The organism is Bradyrhizobium sp. P5_C12, from assembly GCF_054049735.1.
Genome location: NZ_JBFULU010000061.1, coordinates 1 through 18,584, shown reverse-complemented (window position 1 = coordinate 18,584; position 18,584 = coordinate 1). Strand labels below are relative to the sequence as shown.

The following is an 18,584-nucleotide window of genomic DNA, read 5'->3' as shown; positions in this document are numbered from 1 at the left end:
TGGGCGCCGGGTTGCTTGGATTTAACTTGGCTCGAATTAAGGGCCATTCTAGCCTTCCCCGCTGCTGACCATTTGCCGTCACGGCGGATTGGCCCGTGCCCGGCAGACCGTTCGAAAGCCGCGGAATGTATGACCGTCACGGATACTTTGGAAGAGAAGACCGTGCAAACTTACCGTTTTTTCGCCGCAGATGGCCCGCGTCTGGCGATTTCAGGCGATGCCAGACGATGTTAGATGCGAGCAATTGCCTGTAATAATTGGAGAAATCGACGCGTGACGATAGCCCACGATAGCAGGCGCGACATTCAGAATAGGTACATGATCCGTGACGGCATTCGGTAAACTCGTCCGCACGACGGCATTCCGGCTGACGCTGGTCTACCTGTTCCTGTTTGCGATTTTCGCGGCGTCGCTGCTCGGCTATTTCGCCTGGAATACGCGGCGGCTGATCACCGAGGAGATCACGCAGACGGTGAATGCCGAGACCTCGGAGATCAACGAGATCTACGGCCGCCGCGGCCTCGTCGGCCTCGTGCGCGCGATCGAGTATCGGGCGCTGCGGCCGGGCGCCAACCTCTATCTCGTGACCACGCCGACGGGGCAGGCGGTTGCCGGCAACGTCGGCTCGCTGGCGCCGGGTGTGATGGCGACGCGCGGCTGGACCGAGACGGCCTATCGGCGGATCGAGGACGCCGACGAGCGCGATCACCGCGCGCTCGTGCGCGTCACCGAACTGGAAAACGGCTTCCGGCTGCTGATCGGCCGCGACCTCGACGAGCGGCGCCGCCTGTTCGGGATCGTGGCGAAAGCGGCGCAATGGTCGATCCTGATCGTCGTGGTGCTCGGCCTCGGTGGTGGCGTCTTCGTCGCGCGCAGGGTGCTGACGCGCATCGACGCGATGTCCGGCACGGCACACCGCATCATGACCGGCGATCTCAGCGAGCGCCTGCCCGTGGGGCGCAGCGGCGACGAGCTCGATCGCCTCGCCGAAAACCTCAACGCCATGCTGGAGCGGATCGAGGCGCTGATGGTGGGCTTGAAGGAAGTCTCCGACAACATCGCCCACGACCTCAAGACGCCACTGACGCGTCTGCGCAACCGCGCCGAGGAGGCGCTGGCGAAATCGGGCAGCGAGGCCGATTACCGAGCGGCGCTGGAGCGGACCATCGAGGAATCCGACGGCCTGATCCGCACCTTCAACGCGTTGCTGATGATCGCTCGCGCCGAGTCCGGGCAGGCCCGCGGCAATATGGATGATTTCGACGCCGCCGACGTCGCCAACGGGATCCACGAGCTCTACGAGCCGTTGGCCGAGGACGACGGCATGACCTTGAAGGTCAAGGCCGAGCCGACGCCGGTTCACGCCAACCGCGAATTGATCAGCCAGGCGCTCGCCAATCTGGTCGAGAACGCGATCAAATACGGCCAGCCGGTCGCGCAGACGGGTGGAACCGTGGTCAGCATGGACAGCCGGCAGATCACGATCGAGGCGAAGCGCGAGGGCGACCAGGTGCTGCTCAGTGTGACCGATCGTGGCCCCGGCATCCCCGAGGGCGACCGCAAGCATGTCGTCGAGCGATTCGTGCGGCTCGAGGCCAGCCGCACGCTGCCGGGCTCCGGCCTCGGTCTCAGCCTCGCCTCGGCGGTCGCGACATTGCATGGCGGCGAATTGCGGCTGGGCGATGCCCAGCCCGGTCTCGTCGCCACGCTGGTGCTGCCGGCGCGCGCCGGTGCGGGCGACAGGGTTGCTCCTCCGATGCAGGATGTGCCACAGAAGGTGGCATGAACCACTCCGCGCCGGGAAACGCGGACAAGCATGGTGAGAGCCTGGCCGCGCGTTTTGCGGAGGCTCCCCATATTGCCGCTTCCACAACCGACAAACGACATTTTGAAAAATGGCTGGCCGAACTCGAGCCGGCACAATCGGCCCGTCTCGAAGCGTTGCTGGTCCGTCCCTTCGCGCGGGATATCCTGGCCGGCATCGCGGAATTCTCGCCTTATCTGTTCGACCTGGTGCGCGCCGATCCGCTGCGCCTGATCCGGCTTCTACAATGCGATCCGGACGCGCATCTCGATGCGCTGATCGCAGAGGCGAGAAGCGCGGTGCTGGCCACAATCGACGAAGCCGAGGTGATGCGGCTGCTTCGCCGCATGAAGGCGGAGGCGGCGCTCCTGATCGCGCTGTGCGACATCGGCGGCGTCTGGCCGGTGATGCGGGTGACGGCGGCGCTGACCGACGTCGCCGTTTCCTCGGTGCAGGCGGCGCTCCAGTTTCTGCTGCGGCAGGAAGCCGCACGCGGAAAGCTCTCGCCGCCCAATCCCGAGGCTCCGGAAGAGGGCTGCGGCCTGATCGTGCTCGCGATGGGCAAGATGGGCGCAGGCGAGCTGAACTATTCCAGCGACATCGATCTCATCGTGTTCTTCGATCCCGACAACACGACGCTCGCGCCCGACATCGAGCCGCAGCCGTTCTTCGTCCGGGTGACGCAAGGGATGGCGCGCATTCTCCAGCAGCGCACCCATGACGGCTACGTCTTCCGCGTCGATCTGCGCCTGCGGCCCGATCCGTCCTCGACGCAGGTGGCGATCTCCCGCGACGCCGCGCTGCATTACTACGAGCGCGAGGGGCGCACCTGGGAACGCGCCGCGATGATCAAGGCGCGCGCCTGCGCCGGCGATCCCAGGGCAGGCGAGGCGCTGCTCGCCGAAATCTCCCCGTTCGTCTGGCGCAAGCATCTCGATTTCGCCGCGCTTGCCGACGTTCACGACATGAAGCGGCAGATGCAGACCTATCGCGGGCAGAGTGACGTCGCGGTCGAAGGCCACAACGTCAAGGTCGGGCGCGGCGGCATTCGCGAGATCGAGTTTTTCGCGCAGACCCAGCAGCTGATCGCCGGCGGCCGTCATCCGGATTTGCGGGTGCGGCCGACGCTTGCCGCGCTCGATGTGCTCGCCGCCAGCAACTGGATCACCGTCGCGGCGCGCGACGAGCTGACCAGGGCCTATGAATTCCTGCGCCGGGTCGAGCACCGTCTCCAGATGATCGCCGACGAGCAGACCCATGCGCTGCCCGACGACAAGGAGGCGATCGAGCGCTTCGCCTGGTTCTTCGGCTATGAGAACCGCGAGGCCTTTGCACGCGACCTGTTGCGCCAGCTCGAGATCGTGCAGGGGCACTACGAAAAGCTGTTCGAGGGCGACGATCCGACCGGCACCGCGAAGCTGCCGGCGCTCGACTACCGCGCCGGTCTCGACGATCCGCGCCTGCTCCAGCACCTGGTGACGCTCGGCTTCAAGACGCCCGCCGCCGTCGCCCAGACCGTGCGCGACTGGATCACGGGCGACTACCGCGTGTTCCGCAACGACCAGACGCGGAGCGCGTTCGTCGAATTCGTGCCGGCCCTGATCGAGGGCCTCGCGCATGCCGAGGAGCCGGACCGCGCGGTGGTGGCGTTCGATCATTTCCTCCAGGCGCTGCAGCGCGGCGGGCGGCTGATCACGCTGCTTGGCCAGAACCGCGATCTCGTCGCGCTGGTGGCCCTGGTTCTGGGCGCGGCGCCGCGGCTCGGCGAGATGCTGGCGCGGCAGCCGCAGCTGATGGACGGCCTGATCGATCCGCGCTTCTTCGGCGCGATGCCGGACCGGCAGGAATTGTCGGCGCGGCTCGCGGCCACGGTGCAGGACGCGGGCTCCTACGAGGAGTTTCTGGATCGCCTGCGCCTGTTCGGCCAGGAGAGCCTGTTCCTGATCGGCACCCGCATCCTCTCCGGCACCGTCTCGGCGCAGCAGGCGAGCACGGCGTTCGCCGACGTCGCCGAGGGCATCGTCCACACCGTGCACGGCCTCGTCGCCGAGCGTTTTGCCGCCCAGCACGGCCGCATCCAGGGGCAGGAGACTGCGATCATCGCGATGGGCCGGCTCGGCGGACGCGAGATGACGGCGTCGTCCGATCTCGACCTGATCCTGCTCTATGATTTCGACAGCGACAATCCGGATTCCGATGGCCCGAAATCGCTGCAGGGCGCGCATTATTTCGCGCGCCTCACCCAGCGCCTGATCAGCGCCTTCACGACCCGGACCAATTACGGCGTGCTGTATGAGATCGACATGCGGCTGCGTCCCTCCGGGCGCGCCGGCCCGGTGGCATCGAGCCTTGTTTCCTTCGCGGACTACCAGGCCAACGAGGCCTGGACTTGGGAGCACATGGCGCTGACGCGTGCGCGCGTGGTATCGGCATCGCCCGATTTTCGCGAACGGATCGCGGGCGTGATCCGCGAAGTCCTGACCCGCCGCCGCGACCCGGCGGTCGTCGCCACCGATGTCGCGGACATGCGGCGCGCGATCGCGCAGGAGAAGGGCGAGACCGACCATTGGGATCTGAAATATGCCGCCGGCGGCATGGTCGATATCGACTTCATCGCGCAATATCTCCAGCTCGTGCACGCCCACGACAAGCCGGGAATTCTCGACGTCAGTACCATGCAGGTGCTGGACAACGCCGCCAAGCTTGGCGTGCTCCCGCAATCAGAGGCGGAGATCTTGCGTGCTGCGGCGCGGCTCTATCACGACCTGACGCAGATCCTGCGGCTCTGCGTCAGCGACGGCTTCAAGCCGGAAACCGCCGGCACCGATCTCCAGCGCGTGATGGCGCGTGCCGGCGATGCGCCGGACTTCTCATCGCTCGAGGCGCGCGTGAAGGAAACGCAGGGCGAGGTGCGGCGCGTGTTCAGGGCGCTGCTGGAAGGGACGTCGCCTGCTTCAGCGAGGTGAGGGCTTCGTGGACGTTGGGAGCCAGTCCCGCACCGCCGACATCGAGATGAGCGAAGATCGCGCGCTTCATCCGGGGATCCCAGAATTTCTTGATGTGCTCGGCGATGCCCGGCACGGCCTTGTCATGGCCCTGGCTCTCGAAGAACTTGCCGATCTGGTTGGCCATGTAGATCAAGCGGTCAGGCGACATCGGCAACCTCCGTGGCGAGACGGGCGACCACCCGGCTGCCATGCGTAAACACTTCGAACCCGTCGCTGCGGGCGATCGCAATCAGCGTGATGCCGGCGGCCTCCGCGGTGCGCACCGCGAGTGCGGTCGGTGCGGAGACCGCGACCAGCACCGGCGCTCCGATCGCGGCCGTCTTCTGCACCATCTCGACCGAAACACGGCTGGTCAGCAGCACCATGCCGCCGCTCGCATTGGTCCGGCTTCGCGCCAGGGCGCCCGCGAGCTTGTCGAGCGCGTTGTGGCGGCCGACATCCTCCCGAAGCGCGCCGATGCCGCGGGACGGGGACCAGAACGCCGCGGCGTGCACGGCGCGGGTCTGCAGGTTGATGGATTGCAGCGATGCGATGCCCTGCATCGCCGTCATGATCTGTTCGGGTGTGAAGGACTGCCCTTGCGGCACGACTGCCGCGGGCCGCACGGCTTCCGCGATCGAATCGATGCCGCAGATACCGCAGCCGGTCGGGCCGGCAATGTGACGCCGGCGATCGCTGATGCGCCCGGCATCCTCCGGGGCAAGCCACATGCGCAGCTCGATCCCGTCATCGAGGCGGACAACCTCGAGCGACTGGATGTCGTCCACCGATCCGACGATGCCTTCGCTCAAGCTGAAGCCGACCGCGAAGTCTTCCAGGTTCTGCGGCGTTCCCATCATGACGGCATAGGTGCCGCCGTTGTAGGTCAGCGCGAGCGGCGTTTCCTCGGGGATCAGCCGCGTCCCTTCGGAGGCTGCGCCGTCGCGCCAGATCTCGCGGTCGATGGCCTGGACCGGGACGTGCATGCGCTTACTCCGCGGCTTCGGCGGGGGCGATGCGGCGGGAATGCCGCGCCTGCGCGTCATAGGCCTTTTGCCAATCGGACGGACCGTTCGACGGCGAGATCTGCACTGCGGTGACCTTGTATTCGGGGCAGTTGGTCGCCCAGTCCGAATATTCGGTCGTGATCACGTTGGCCTGCGTGTCCGGGTGGTGGAAGGTGGTGTAGACCACGCCCGGTGCGACGCGGTCGGTGATCTCCGCACGCAGCGTGGTCTCGCCGGCGCGGCTCTTGAGCCGAACCCAGTCACCGTCGCGTACGCCGCGCTGCTCGGCATCGTGGGGGTGGATCTCGAGCCGGTCCTCGGCATGCCAGACCACGTTCTCGGTGCGCCGGGTCTGCGCGCCGACATTGTACTGGCTGAGGATGCGGCCCGTGGTCAGCAGCAGCGGATAGCGCGGGCCGGTGCGCTCGTCGGTGGCGACATATTCGGTGACGACGAACTTGCCCTTGCCGCGGACAAAGCCATCGATATGCATCACCGGCGTGCCTTCCGGCGCTTTCTCGTTGCAGGGCCATTGCACCGAGCCGAGCTCCTCCAGTCTGGCGTAGGAGACGCCGGCGAAGGTCGGCGTCAGCGCCGCGATCTCGTCCATGATCTCGGACGGGTGATTGTAGTGCATGTCGAAGCCCATGGCCTTGGCAAGCCCGATCGTGACTTCCCAGTCGGCGAGTCCGTTCCTCGGCGTCATCACCTTGCGCACGCGCTGGATGCGGCGTTCGGCGTTGGTGAAGGTGCCGTCCTTCTCGAGGAAGCTCGAGCCGGGCAGGAAGACGTGGGCGTAGTTCGCGGTCTCGTTCAGGAAGAGGTCGTGGACGATGACGCACTCCATCGCCGACAGCGCCGCGACCACATGCTTGGTGTTCGGGTCGGATTGCAGGATGTCCTCGCCCTGCACGTAGATGCCCATGAACGAGCCTTCGATCGCGGCGTCGAACATGTTGGGAATGCGCAGGCCGGGCTCCGGATTGAGCTTGACGTTCCACAGCGCCTCGAACTGGTCGCGCACGGCGTCGCCCGAGATGTGGCGGTAGCCGGGCAGCTCATGCGGGAACGAGCCCATGTCACAGGAGCCCTGCACGTTGTTCTGGCCGCGCAACGGGTTCACGCCGACGCCGGGACGGCCGATATTGCCGGTCGCCATCGCGAGATTGGCGATCGCGATCACGGTGGTCGAGCCCTGGCTGTGCTCGGTGACGCCGAGCCCGTAATAGATCGCGCCGTTGCCGCTGGTGGCGTAGATGCGGGCGGCTTCGCGCAGATCCTTTGGATCCACGCCGGTGAGGATCGCGGTCGCTTCCGGGCTGTTCTTGGGCTGAGCGACGAAGGCGGCCCATTCCTCGAACTCGGCCCAGTCGCAGCGCTCCCGCACGAAGGCTTCGTTGGCGAGGCCCTCGGTGACGATGACATGCGCCAGTGCCGTCACGACCGCAACGTTGGTGCCGGGCATCAGCGGCAGGTGCAGCGCTTTCACATGCGGCGATTCCACCATCTCGGTGCGGCGCGGATCGATTACGATCAGTTTTGCACCCTGGCGCAGCCGCTTTTTCAGGCGTGAGGCGAACACGGGGTGAGCCGAGGCCGGATTAGCGCCGATGATGACGGCGACATCGGTGTCCTCGACCGAGTCGAAATCCTGCGTGCCGGCAGAGGTGCCGAACGTCTGCGAGAGGCCATAGCCGGTCGGCGAGTGGCAGACGCGGGCGCAGGTATCGACATTGTTGTTGCCGAAGCCGCCGCGGATCAGCTTCTGCACCAGGTAGGTTTCCTCGTTGGTGCAGCGGGACGAGGTGATGCCGCCGATGGCGTCGCGGCCGTATTTCGCCTGGATGCCGCGCATCTTCGTGGCGGCAAACGAGAACGCTTCGTCCCAGGAGACTTCGCGCCAGGGATCCTCGATCCGTTCGCGGATCATCGGCTTGAGAATGCGTTCCTTGTGGTTGGTGTAGCCCCAGGCGAAGCGGCCCTTGACGCAGGAATGGCCGCGATTGGCCTTGCCATCCTTGTAGGGCACCATGCGCACGACTTCCTCGCCGCGCATCTCGGCCTTGAAGGCGCAGCCGACGCCGCAATAGGCGCAGGTGGTGACCACCGAATGCTCGGGCTGGCCGATTTCGATCACCGACTTTTCGGTCAGCGTCGCGGTCGGGCAGGCCTGCACGCAGGCGCCGCAGGAGACGCATTCGGAGCCGAGGAAGCTCTCGCTCATGCCGGGGGAGACGCGGCTGTCGAAGCCGCGCCCCGAGATGGTCAGCGCGAAGGTGCCTTGCACCTCCTCGCAGGCGCGGACACAGCGCGAGCAGACGATGCACTTGGAGGGGTCGTAGGTGAAGTACGGATTGGATTCGTCCTTCGGCATCCAGGCGGCATTCACCTCGCCGTTGGATTTCGCGAAGACGTGGTTCTCGCCCTCATAGCCGTAGCGGACGTCGCGCAGACCGACGGCGCCGGCCATGTCCTGCAATTCGCAATCGCCGTTGGCGCCGCAGGTGAGGCAGTCGAGCGGATGGTCGGAGATGTAGAGCTCCATCACGCCCTTGCGCAGCTTCTTCAGCCGTTCGCTCTGGGTATGCACGACGAGGCCGGGCATCACCGGCGTGGTGCAGGAGGCCGGCGTGCCGGCGCGGCCCTCGATCTCGACGACGCAGAGGCGGCAGGAGCCGAAGGCGTCGACCATGTCGGTCGCGCAGAGCTTCGGGATCTGGTGGCCGGCGTCCATCGCGGCGCGCATGATCGAGGTGCCCTCGGGCACCGTGACCTGGTTGCCGTCGATGGTCAGCGTCACCATCGTTGCCGATTTCGAGCGCGGCGTGCCGTAGTCGATTTCTTCGATCAGAGACATCGTCGTTCTCCTTATTCCGCGGCCTGAAGCGTGGTCGGTGCCGGGACGAAATCTTCCCGGAAGTGCTTCAATGCGCTGAGCACAGGGTAGGGCGTGAAGCCGCCGAGCGCGCAGAGCGAGCCGAATTTCATGGTGTTGCAGAGGTCTTCGACGAGCGCGAGATTTTCGCTGACGCGCTCGCCGCGGATGATCTTCTCGATGGTCTCGACGCCGCGGGTGGAGCCGATCCGGCAGGGCGTGCACTTGCCGCAGGATTCGATGGCGCAGAATTCCATCGCGAAGCGCGCCTGCCTGCGCATGTCGACGCTGTCGTCGAACACGACGATGCCGCCATGGCCGATCAGGCCGTCGCGTGCGGCGAAGGCTTCGTAGTCGAACGGCGTGTCGAACAGCGCGCGGGGGAAGTAGGCCCCAAGCGGGCCGCCGACCTGCACCGCGCGGACCGGACGGCCGGTGGACGTGCCGCCGCCGATGTCGTCGACCAGCTCGCCGAGCGTCACGCCGAACGCGGTCTCGAACAGGCCGCCATGGCGGATATTGCCGGCGAGCTGGATCGGCATCGTGCCGCGCGAGCGGCCCATGCCGAAATCCGCATAGGCCTTGGCGCCCTCGGCGAGGATGAAGGGGATGGCCGCGAACGACAGCACGTTGTTGATGACGGTCGGCTTGCCGAACAGGCCGTGAWGCGCTGGCAGCGGCGGCTTGGCGCGCACGAGGCCACGGCGCCCTTCGAGGCTTTCCAGCAGCGACGTCTCCTCGCCGCAGACATAAGCGCCGGCGCCGACCCGCACTTCCAGATCGAAGCTGTGCGTGGAGCCGCCGATCTTGTCGCCGAGATAGCCGCCGTGCTTCGCAGCTTGGATGGCGGCATTCATCGCTTCGACCGCGTGCGGATATTCGCTGCGGATGTAGATGTAGCCCTTGGTCGCGCCGACGGTGATGCCGGCGGTCGTCATGCCCTCGATGACGAGGAAGGGGTCGCCTTCCATGATCATGCGGTCCGCGAAGGTGCCGCTGTCGCCTTCGTCGGCGTTGCAGACGATGAACTTGCGATCGGCCTTCGCCAGCGCGACCGTCTTCCACTTGATGCCGGTCGGAAAGCCGGCGCCGCCGCGGCCGCGCAGGCCGGACGCGGTGACCTCAGTGAGGATCGCATCGGAGCCGAGCGACAGCGCGCGCTCCAGGCCCCTGTAGCCGCCATGGGCGCGGTAATCGTCGAGCGAGCGGGGATCGATCACGCCGCAGCGCGCGAAGGTGAGGCGGGTCTGCCGCTTCAGCCAGGGGATTTCGTCGGTCGCCCCTAACCGCAGCAGATGCGGGGTGTTGCTGGCGAGCGCATCGAGCAGCGAGGGTACATCGGTCTCGGTGACCGGGCCGAAGGCGATCCGGCCCTGCGGCGTCGCGACCTCGACCAGCGGCTCCAGCCAGTACAGGCCGCGCGAGCCGGTCCTGACGATCTCGACCGCAACGCCACGCTTGGCCGCAGCCTGTTGCAGCGCCAGCGCAACCTCGTCGGCGCCGACGGCAACCGCACCTGCATCGCGAGAGACGAATAGCCGCATGCTCATCGCTGCGCCTCCGCAACCAGCGCATCGAGGCGCTTCTCATCGAGCCGGCCGACGAGGCGGCCGTCGAGCATCGCGGACGGCGCGGTCGCGCACAGGCCGAGGCAGTAGATCGGCTCCAGCGTGACGCGATCATCGGCCGTGGTATGGCCAAGCGACACGCCAAGCCTGGCCTCGGCGCGCGCAGCCAGCGCATCGCCGCCCGCAGCCTGGCAGGCCTCCGCCCGGCAGAGTTTCAGCACATGGCGGCCGGCCGGCTTGTGCCGGAAATCATGGTAGAATGTGAACACGCCGTGGACCTCGGCGCGCGACAGATTGAGCGCCTGTGCCACCATGGGAACGGCTGCCTCCGGCACGTAACCGAACGCTTCCTGGAGCGCGTGCAGGACGACCAGCGTCGCGCCTTCCTGCTTGGCGTGTTCGGCGATGATTTCGGCGCCGCGCGTTTCGTCCCAAGGTTCGTAAGCCGCTGTCATTCTTCGTTCTCAATTTGAGCGTCCCTGCGCGCCAAACTATTTGGAATCGTTCGAAGATCAATAAAGCTGTCTCATGCTGCGATCGCGAATTCAGATCGATTGACGAGGGCAATCGACCGATATGAAACTGCAATCGAGGGCGTTCCGCCGCCCGGTTTTTGCGTGTTGGAAGGGGTGGGGGCGTGCTAGCCTGCATGCCACGACAGAATTCGGGGGGACGTCCGGTTGATCGACAAGCTTGAACTGCTGCTGGCGCTGGCGAAGGAGCGGCATTTCGGCCGGGCCGCGGAGGTTTGCGGCGTGACCCAGCCGACCATGTCGACCGGGCTGAAGCAGCTCGAGGAGATTCTCGGCGTGATGCTGGTCCAGCGCGGCTCCCGCTTCCAGGGGTTTACGCCCGAGGGCGAGCGGGCCCTGGACTGGGCGCGGCGCATCGTCGGCGATGCGCGGGCCATGCGGGACGAGATCAACGGGCTGAAGCACAAGCTCTCAGGCGAGATCCGCATCGCGGCGATCCCGACCGTGCTCGGCATGGTGGCGTCGCTGACGACGCCGTTCCGCGCCAAGCATCCCGATGTTCGCTTCCGGATCCAGTCCACCACCTCCTCGGAGGTGCTGGGGCTCCTGGAAAATCTCGAGGTCGACGCCGGGCTGACCTATATCGAGAACGAGCCGATCGGCAAGGTCCGCACCATTCCGCTCTACAACGAAAGCTATCGGCTCCTGACCGCGCCCGACGCGATGTTCGGCGACCGCGAGACCGTGACCTGGAAGGAGGTCGGGCAGGTGCCGCTGTGCCTCCTGACGCCGGACATGCAGAACCGCCGCATCATCGACCGCGCGCTGCTCTCGGTCGGCGCGGAGGCGACGCCGACACTGACGTCGAACTCGCTGCTCGTGCTGTTCACGCATGTGAAGACGGGGCGCTGGGCGAGCGTGATGCCGGCCAAGCTTGCCGAGACGCTCGGCCTCTCCGACACCGTCCGCTCGATCCCGATCGTCGATCCCGAGGTCAACTACAGCATCGGCATGGTGATCCCGCAGCGCGACCCGATGACGCCGCTGATCGCGGCGCTGGTCAACGTCGCGCGCGAGGTGGCGCCGACGCTGCAGCTGTAGGGGCCAGAGCTGGAGGCCCGAGCAAGCGCCTCGTCCTTCGAGACGCCCGCTTCGCGGGCTCCTCAGGATGAGGCTCCGTTGTATCGGTGTTCGTTGAAACTGCTGCCGCGTATTCGGCCCTCATCCTGAGGGCCCGCCGGAGGCGGGCGTCTCGAAGGATGGCCGCAGGCGAACTTCCCGCCGTGTGCTAGGCCGCGGCCGATATCCCGGACGCCGCCTTGATCGCATCGCGCGGCAGCGTCACGCGCACGACGGTGCCGACCTCGAGCTTCGAGCGCAGCCGCATCGAGCCGCCGTGCAGTTGCGCCAGCGAACGGGCGATCGCAAGCCCCAGTCCCGAGCCGTGATAGGTCTTGGTGAGCTGGCTCTCGACCTGCTCGAACGGGCGCCCCAGCCGCGCCAGCGAATGCGGCGCAATCCCGATGCCGGTGTCGGCGATCATCAGCACGATCCTGTCGTCGAGCTGCCGGCTGCGCACCACGATGCGCCCGCCGTCCGGCGTGAACTTCACCGCGTTCGAGAGCAGGTTGACGATGATCTGCTTGGTCGCGCGGCGGTCGGCGACGACGGAGATGGATTTTGCGATATCGGCATCGAGCGTCAGGTGCTTGTCCTGCGCGCGGCCCGAGACGACGCGCAGGGATTCGGCGAGTGTCCGCGCGAGGTCAAGCTCTTCCATGTCGAGCTTCATACGGCCGGCCTCGATCTTGGACATGTCGAGGATGTCGTTGATGACCTCGAGCAGGTAATGCCCGCTGGTCAGGATGTCGTGGCAGTATTCCTGGTACTTCTCCGAGCCGAGCTCGCCGAACATGCCCGAGCCCATGATCTCGGAGAAGCCGATGATCGCGTTCAGCGGCGTGCGCAGCTCGTGGCTCATATTGGCGAGGAATTTCGACTTGGTCTGGTTGGCTTCCTCGGCGCGGGTCTTCTCGCGCTGGTATTTCTCGGCGAGATCGGCGAGCTCACCCGCCTGGCGTTCGAGGGCGGCCTGCGAGCGCTTCAGGTCGATGACTGTGGCGCGCAGGCGCAGATCGTTGTCGACGAGTTTCTGCTCGTGCTCCTTGATGCGCGTGATGTCGGTGCCGACCGAGACGTAGCCGCCGTCCTTGGTGCGGCGCTCGCTGATGTGCAGCCAGCTGCCGTCGTCGAGCTGCGCCTCGAAGGTACGCGCGCCCGGGCCCTGGCTTGCCGTCTCGTTGTGGCGGGTGCGAACCTCCGGCATGCGGCCGACTTCGAGCACGGTCTCGTAGGATGTGCCGGGAATGACGGCTGAGTCGGGCAGCTTGTGCAGGCGCTGGAAGTGGGAATTGCAGAGCACGAGGCGGTCGCTCGCGTCCCACAGCACGAAGGCTTCGGGAATGGTCTCGATTGCGTCGCGCAGCCGCAAATCGGCTTCCACGGTCCTCTCGGCGAGGCTCTTCTGCTCGGTGATGTCGACCGCGATCCCGATCAGGTGAACGCTGGAGTCGGTCGCGCCGCTGGTCTTTTCACAGCGGACGCGGAGCCAGATCCAGTGGCCGTCGACATGCTGCATGCGGAAGGTCTGGTCGATATGGTCGATCTTCTCCGAGATGAGCTGGTCGGCGATCTCGAACAGGTCGATGTCGTCAGACTTCACCAGCGCATTGACCTCGCCGAAGGTGAGAAGCTCGTTACGGCCGTCGAGGCCGAGCATCGAAAACATCGACTGCGACCAGAAGATCCGGCCGCGCGACAGATCCCAGTCCCACAGGCCGCAGCGGCCGCGGTTGAGCGCGGTGTCGATGCGGCCGCGCACCGCGTCGTTGATCAGGTCGCCCTCGCGGGCGCGGGTCGACTGCCAGTGGAAGGCGAAGCCGAGGATCAGGACGACGAAGCCGGTGGTCGCCGACAGCGTCACCGAGAGCGCGGCATCCGAGCCCCAGATCGGCTCGTTGCGCTCCTGGATCACGGTGACGAGGCCCGGCAGCGACTTGATCGGCCTTGACGTCACCATCGCAGCGTTGCCGTTCGGCAGCGTCATGTCGGAGACGTTGCTGTCACGCGGCGGCGACGCCAGCAATTGCGCCGTGGTGATCGCATCGAGCAGGCGGTCGTTGCCGGCCGGATCGCTGTCGATCGGAATGCGGGCGAGGATGCGGCGGTCGATGCCGGCCGAGGTGACGATGACATGGCGGCCCGAAGCCGTGCCCCAGGACGGGATCAGGTCGGGCAGCAGCGTCGGCAGGTTCTCGATGTTCTTCAGTCGTTCCTGCCGCGAGGAGGTGAGACGGTCGATACGTTCGGCGAGCAGGTCGGCGAGCGCCGAGATGTCGTGCCGGATCACCTGCCGCTTCTGGCGCGTCTGATCGACGACCTGCACGAACGCGCCGAGGCAGATCGTGATCAGGAACGCGATAATGAGCGTCGGCACGGCGCGGCGCAGCGCCGGCTCCGCGATCAAAAGCCGATGATAGGCAGGTTTCGCGATCGATTGCGCCAATCCTTTGATCGAATCGGATTGGACGCACGCGTTCGCGGCGTCTGCACGCGACATGCCTTCGGCCCCCTGAAAACCAGCTTGCAACTTGAGCTCGGAAGCAGCCCCACATCGCTTCCGAATCATGTCCGATTTGAATCCAGTTTTCGCAGGCTGTCGAGAGTCAACGAATCGTTAATGCGAATTTATTCTTATCCAACGCGGAGTTTGCGCGTTGGACGCCCGCAACATTACGTATCGCGATGAGTCCGAAACGAGAACGCCGGACTCCGTCGCGCCGCCTCACGCGCGCGGCGGTTCGGCGTGGCTGATCACACGCTTCACACTCGGGAAAGCGCGGCGCAGTGCGCGCTCGATCGCGTCGACCTGCTCGTGCACCTTGATCACGCTCATCGACGGTGCGGCGCGGCAGTGGAAATTGACGACCTCGCCGGCGTCGGTGTTGCGGACGCGCACATTATGGATGTCGTGGATCTCGCCGCGGCCGGCATATTCCGTGAGCGCAGCGGCAATGGTCTGGACCCGTTCCGGCGCTGCATCGACGCCGAACGGAAGTTCCGGTTCCAGCGGCTCGATATGGACGTCGATCTCCACGTCCGCGCCGAACTCCTCCTGGATGTTGCGCTCCAGCGTGTTGGCGACGTCGTGGGCGGCATCGAGCGCCATCTCGCCATCGACCTCGAGGTCGATGCCGACGATCAGCTTGGCGCCGAGATCGTGCACTGTGACGTGGTGGATGGCGAGGCCCGAATTGTGCGCGATCACCATGATGCGGTCGCGCACGGTCTCGTTGTCGCGCGCGACGGGGACGGCGGTGAAGGTGAGGTCGGCATCGCCGAATGTCTTGGTCACGGCCGCCTGCGCATTGCGCTTGATCTCCTCGACGCGGTCGATCGGATAGGTTCGCGGCACTTTTGCGATGGCGTCGATGAAATAGGTCGCACCGACCATGCGCACCCGCAATCGCTCGACGTCGATCACGCCGGGCACGCTGCGGATCGCGGCGGTGGCCTTTTCCTGCGCGCCTTCCGGCGCACGATCGACCAGCGTCTGCACGGTCGAGCCGGCCATGCGCAGCCCGAGCAGCGCGATCATCACGGCGACCGCGGCGGCCGCCGCCGCATCGCCCCACCAGAAGCCGAGGGCGGCGAGGATCAGGCCGACGATCACGGCGAGCGAGCCCATCACGTCGGAGGCGAAATGCAGCGCGTCCGCGGCGAGCGCCTGGCTGCGCGTTTCCCGCGCCGCACGGTGCAGTGCGCGGGCGCGCCAGAGATTGACCGCGATGTCGATCACCAGCACGACGAACGGCACGGCCGAGATCGTCGGCGGCGGGGTTCCCTCGCGCAGGCGGCTGTAGGATTCGACCAGGATGCCGCCGGCGAGTACGTAGAGCAGGGCGGTGACGCCGAGCGCGGAGATGCTCTCGAGCTTGCCGTGGCCGTAATGATGCTCGTCGTCCGCCGGCTTGTCCGACACCCGCACCACCGCCCAGGTGATGATGGTCGCGACCAGGTCGACCGAGGAGTGCAGGGCCTCCGAGATCAGCGCGAGCGAGCCGATCGCGATCCCGACCGCGAACTTGGCCGCCGCCATGCCGCCGCTGGCGAAGATAGAGATCGCCGCGACCGATGTCTTGTTGTGCTGGGAGGTCATGGCGGGGATTTAGCAGCCTATGGGTGAACATCAAGCGGCAGTTCACAGCTGTAGTCGCAAGTGAGTTGCAGGAGCGAAGCTATTGCGAATGCTTCCGAATTGAATGCTCGCTGATGCTGCTTGCTCAATCTCGTAGGGTGGGCAAAGCGAAGCGTGCCCACCACGGGTCAGCGAGTGTGGAAGAATGGTGGGCACGGCGCTGCGCGCCTTTGCCCACCCTACGGGACCGGGCGCTCGTCGCCCGGCCAGGGATCACAACGTCACCACGATCTTCCCCAGGTGCTTGTTCGCCTCCATGTGCTCGAACGCCCTGTCGATGTCGTCGAACGCAAACACCTTGTCGATCGGCAGTTGCAGTTTTCGCGCTTCCACCGCACTCCAGATATCCTTGCGAACCTCCTCAAAAATCTCGCGGACCTCCTCGATGGTGCGGGTGCGGAAGGTGACGCCGACATAGTCGATGCGGCGCGCCGCGTGCAGGTCGAAGTTGAAGTCGGCGTGCGTGCCGCCGAGCCGGCCGACATTGACGATGCGGCCCTTGACCCTGGTGGCGGCGAGGTTCTGGTTGGCGACCGGGCCCGAGACCTGGTCGACGATGAGGTCGACGCCTTCGCCGTTGGTCGCCTTCAGCACCTCGTCGACCCATTTGGGATCGGAGGAGTCGACGGCGAGGTCGGCGCCATACTCCGTCAGCCGGCCGCGGCGATAAGGATCGGTCGAGGAACCGATCACGAGTTTGGCGCCCTTGAGCTTGGCGATCTGCATCGCCATCAGGCCGACGCCGGAGCTCGCGCCCTGGATCAGCACGGCTTGCCCGGGCTGCACACCGCCGACGGTGACGACGGCATTGTGCATGGTCGCGAGCGCGACGGGGAGGGTGGCCGCCTCCTCGAAGTTCATGTTCGAGGGCGCGCGGAACAGCCGGCCGTGATCGGCCAGCGTATATTCCGCGAAGGCCGCGCCGCCCGAGCCCATGATGCGGTCGCCGACCTTGACGCCTTTCGCGTCGGGCCCGAGCTCGGCGACCTCGCCGGCCCATTCCATGCCGAGCACGGTGCCGGCGCCGCCGGCCGCGCCGTGGGCATGGCCCTTGCGCATGCCGGTGTCGGCGCGGTTCAGCCCGCAGGCCCGGACGCGAACCAGCACCTGCGTGCCTTTAGGCTTTGGTTGAGCGACGTCGGAAATCTTAGCGCCGTCAAGGCCGTAGACGTAGGCTTTCATGCGTTACCTCGGACTCAATTGAGATTGTGGATGAAGAGCGATGCCGTTCTTCGCCTCTCCCCGCAAGCGGGGCGAGGATACCTTCGGCCTGGCGGACGCCGTGTTCAAATCACGTCAGCGATTACTCCGCAGCTTGCGCCGCCGGGCTCGCGAGCATGCCTTCGAGCCTCTCCCGGATGATGGCTTCCGCTTCGCGCACGATGCGCGAGATGAGCTCGGCGCAGGAGGGGATGTCCTGGATCAGGCCCTGCACCTGGCCGGCCGACCAGATACCTTCGTCGGAATTGCCGGTGGCATAGACCATCTTGCCGCGGGCGCCGGCGACGAGCTCGCGGATGTCCTCGAATTTCGCGCCTTCCTTCTCCATCGCGACCACCTTGGTCGAGATCGCGTTCTTGGCGACGCGCGAGGTGTTGCGCATGGTGCGGAAGATCAACTCGGTCTCGCGCTCGTCATTGGCGACGATCTTCTCCTTGATGGACTGGTGGATCGGGCTTTCCCTGGTGGCCATGAAGCGCGTGCCCATGTTGATGCCGTCGGCGCCCAGCGCCAGCGCGGCGACGAGACCGCGGGCGTCGGCGAAGCCGCCTGAGGCGATCATCGGGATCTTGACCTTGTTGGCGGCGGCCGGGATCAGGATCAGGCCGGGGGTGTCGTCCTCGCCCGGGTGGCCGGCGCATTCGAAGCCGTCGATCGAGATCGCGTCGACGCCCATGCGCTCGGCCGAGAGCGCGTGGCGGACGCTGGTGCATTTGTGCACGACCTTGATACCGTGCTTCCTGAACTCGTCGACATGCTCCTGCGGCTTGTTGCCGGCGGTCTCGACCACCGTGACGCCGCTCTCGATGATGGCGGCGCGATACTCGGCATAAGGCGGCGGCTTGATCGCGGGCAGGATGGTCAGGTTGACGCCAAACGGCTTGTCGGTGAGGTCGCGGCAGCGTGCGATCTCCCTGGTCAGGTCCTCCGGTGTCGGCTGGGTCAACGCCGTGATGAAGCCGAGCGCGCCGGCATTGGCGACCGCCGCGACCAGCTCGGCCCGCCCGACCCACTGCATGCCGCCCTGCACGATCGGGTGCTCCACGCCGACGAGTTTCGTGAACCGTGTCTGCAACATGATCCGTTTCCCCGCCTGCGTGGCCCGCAGGCTCCGTTATCGGTTGATGGCGGCAGGATGCCGCCCGGGTCGGGAAAAGTCTATTGCAGGGACGTGCGGTGAGGGCGGGGCCTCATGCGGGGATGAGGATGATTCCGTGGGGCGGATAATTTCCGGCGGCCTTGTCCATGAGACAGGAAGGCGCTCACACATTCTCGACCGTCGTCCCGGCGAAGGCCGGGACCCATAACCACAGGGAGAAGCTTGGCGAAGATTCGACGTTCGGTACTCCGACCGCGCACAATCGATAGACCTCGCGGTATGGGTCCCGGCGC

General features: G+C 66.2%; 12 protein-coding genes. 3 read left to right on the top strand and 9 right to left on the bottom strand.

What is annotated here, in order from left to right; genetic code table 11:
- The first annotated feature begins 325 nt into the window (after positions 1-325).
- Both ACXJMY_RS33515 and ACXJMY_RS33510 read left to right on the top strand, forming a co-directional pair.
- Positions 326-1,786: an ATP-binding protein gene (locus ACXJMY_RS33515; protein ID WP_456623629.1), complete on the top strand. Its 1,461-nt coding sequence runs from the start codon at positions 326-328 to the stop codon at positions 1,784-1,786.
- Positions 1,783-4,770, top strand: coding sequence for a bifunctional [glutamine synthetase] adenylyltransferase/[glutamine synthetase]-adenylyl-L-tyrosine phosphorylase (locus ACXJMY_RS33510; protein WP_456623628.1), 2,988 nt, complete (start codon positions 1,783-1,785; stop codon positions 4,768-4,770). Before ACXJMY_RS33515 ends, ACXJMY_RS33510 begins: the two co-directional genes overlap by 4 nt.
- On the opposite strand, the gene ACXJMY_RS33505 is transcribed toward ACXJMY_RS33510, so the two are convergent.
- The 5 genes from ACXJMY_RS33505 to ACXJMY_RS33485 are packed head-to-tail and all read right to left on the bottom strand — an operon-like array spanning position 4,727 to position 10,696.
- A complete protein-coding gene (locus tag ACXJMY_RS33505) occupies positions 4,727-4,960 on the bottom strand; it encodes a formate dehydrogenase subunit delta (RefSeq protein WP_456623627.1) in 234 nt (77 codons plus the stop codon). The two genes, ACXJMY_RS33510 and ACXJMY_RS33505, sit on opposite strands and share 44 nt — an antisense overlap.
- Positions 4,950-5,777 carry a formate dehydrogenase accessory sulfurtransferase FdhD gene (fdhD, locus tag ACXJMY_RS33500; protein WP_456623626.1) on the bottom strand — a complete coding sequence of 276 codons (828 nt, stop codon included), beginning with the start codon at positions 5,775-5,777 and terminating at the stop codon, positions 4,950-4,952. Before fdhD ends, ACXJMY_RS33505 begins: the two co-directional genes overlap by 11 nt.
- Positions 5,778-5,781: 4 nt before the next feature.
- Positions 5,782-8,655 (bottom strand): formate dehydrogenase subunit alpha, encoded by a 2,874-nt coding sequence (fdhF, locus tag ACXJMY_RS33495; RefSeq protein WP_456623625.1) that lies wholly within the window; start codon positions 8,653-8,655, stop codon positions 5,782-5,784.
- A gap of 11 nt (positions 8,656-8,666) precedes the next feature.
- The gene (locus tag ACXJMY_RS33490; RefSeq protein ID WP_456623624.1) at positions 8,667-10,223 is read right to left on the bottom strand and encodes a formate dehydrogenase beta subunit; all 1,557 of its coding nucleotides are present in this window, start codon (positions 10,221-10,223) and stop codon (positions 8,667-8,669) included.
- Positions 10,220-10,696, bottom strand: coding sequence for a formate dehydrogenase subunit gamma (locus ACXJMY_RS33485; protein ID WP_456623623.1), 477 nt, complete (start codon positions 10,694-10,696; stop codon positions 10,220-10,222). Before ACXJMY_RS33485 ends, ACXJMY_RS33490 begins: the two co-directional genes overlap by 4 nt.
- 225 nt (positions 10,697-10,921) lie before the next feature.
- Here ACXJMY_RS33485 and ACXJMY_RS33480 point away from each other — a divergent pair, with 225 nt between their 5' ends.
- A complete protein-coding gene (locus ACXJMY_RS33480; RefSeq protein WP_456623622.1) occupies positions 10,922-11,815 on the top strand; it encodes a LysR family transcriptional regulator in 894 nt (297 codons plus the stop codon).
- Between the two features lie 187 nt (positions 11,816-12,002).
- Here the strand turns inward: ACXJMY_RS33480 and ACXJMY_RS33475 are convergent, their stop codons facing one another.
- From ACXJMY_RS33475 to ACXJMY_RS33460, 4 genes are all read right to left on the bottom strand, one after another.
- Positions 12,003-14,333, bottom strand: a complete 2,331-nt coding sequence (locus ACXJMY_RS33475) for a PAS domain-containing sensor histidine kinase (RefSeq protein ID WP_456623621.1) — start codon at positions 14,331-14,333, stop codon at positions 12,003-12,005.
- Between the two features lie 225 nt (positions 14,334-14,558).
- On the bottom strand, positions 14,559-15,932 hold the full coding sequence (locus tag ACXJMY_RS33470; RefSeq protein WP_456623620.1) for a cation diffusion facilitator family transporter: 1,374 nt from the start codon (positions 15,930-15,932) through the stop codon (positions 14,559-14,561).
- A 252-nt stretch (positions 15,933-16,184) separates the two neighbouring features.
- The gene (locus ACXJMY_RS33465) at positions 16,185-17,153 is read right to left on the bottom strand and encodes a quinone oxidoreductase family protein (protein WP_456623619.1); all 969 of its coding nucleotides are present in this window, start codon (positions 17,151-17,153) and stop codon (positions 16,185-16,187) included.
- 121 nt (positions 17,154-17,274) lie between these two features.
- On the bottom strand, positions 17,275-18,270 hold the full coding sequence (locus ACXJMY_RS33460; RefSeq protein ID WP_456623618.1) for an NAD(P)H-dependent flavin oxidoreductase: 996 nt from the start codon (positions 18,268-18,270) through the stop codon (positions 17,275-17,277).
- Between the last annotated feature and the right edge of the window lie 314 nt (positions 18,271-18,584).

Excerpts from the sequence above, each read along its gene's own strand:
- ACXJMY_RS33460 (WP_456623618.1), bottom strand. The coding sequence starts at position 18,270 with ATGTTGCAGACACGGTTCACGAAACTCGTCGGCGTGGAGCACCCGATC.
- fdhD (WP_456623626.1), bottom strand. The coding sequence starts at position 5,777 with ATGCACGTCCCGGTCCAGGCCATCGACCGCGAGATCTGGCGCGACGGC.
- ACXJMY_RS33505 (WP_456623627.1), bottom strand. The coding sequence starts at position 4,960 with ATGTCGCCTGACCGCTTGATCTACATGGCCAACCAGATCGGCAAGTTC.
- ACXJMY_RS33470 (WP_456623620.1), bottom strand. The coding sequence starts at position 15,932 with ATGACCTCCCAGCACAACAAGACATCGGTCGCGGCGATCTCTATCTTC.
- fdhF (WP_456623625.1), bottom strand. The coding sequence starts at position 8,655 with ATGTCTCTGATCGAAGAAATCGACTACGGCACGCCGCGCTCGAAATCG.
- ACXJMY_RS33510 (WP_456623628.1), top strand. The coding sequence starts at position 1,783 with ATGAACCACTCCGCGCCGGGAAACGCGGACAAGCATGGTGAGAGCCTG.
- ACXJMY_RS33465 (WP_456623619.1), bottom strand. The coding sequence starts at position 17,153 with ATGAAAGCCTACGTCTACGGCCTTGACGGCGCTAAGATTTCCGACGTC.
- ACXJMY_RS33475 (WP_456623621.1), bottom strand. The coding sequence starts at position 14,333 with ATGTCGCGTGCAGACGCCGCGAACGCGTGCGTCCAATCCGATTCGATC.
- ACXJMY_RS33485 (WP_456623623.1), bottom strand. The coding sequence starts at position 10,696 with ATGACAGCGGCTTACGAACCTTGGGACGAAACGCGCGGCGCCGAAATC.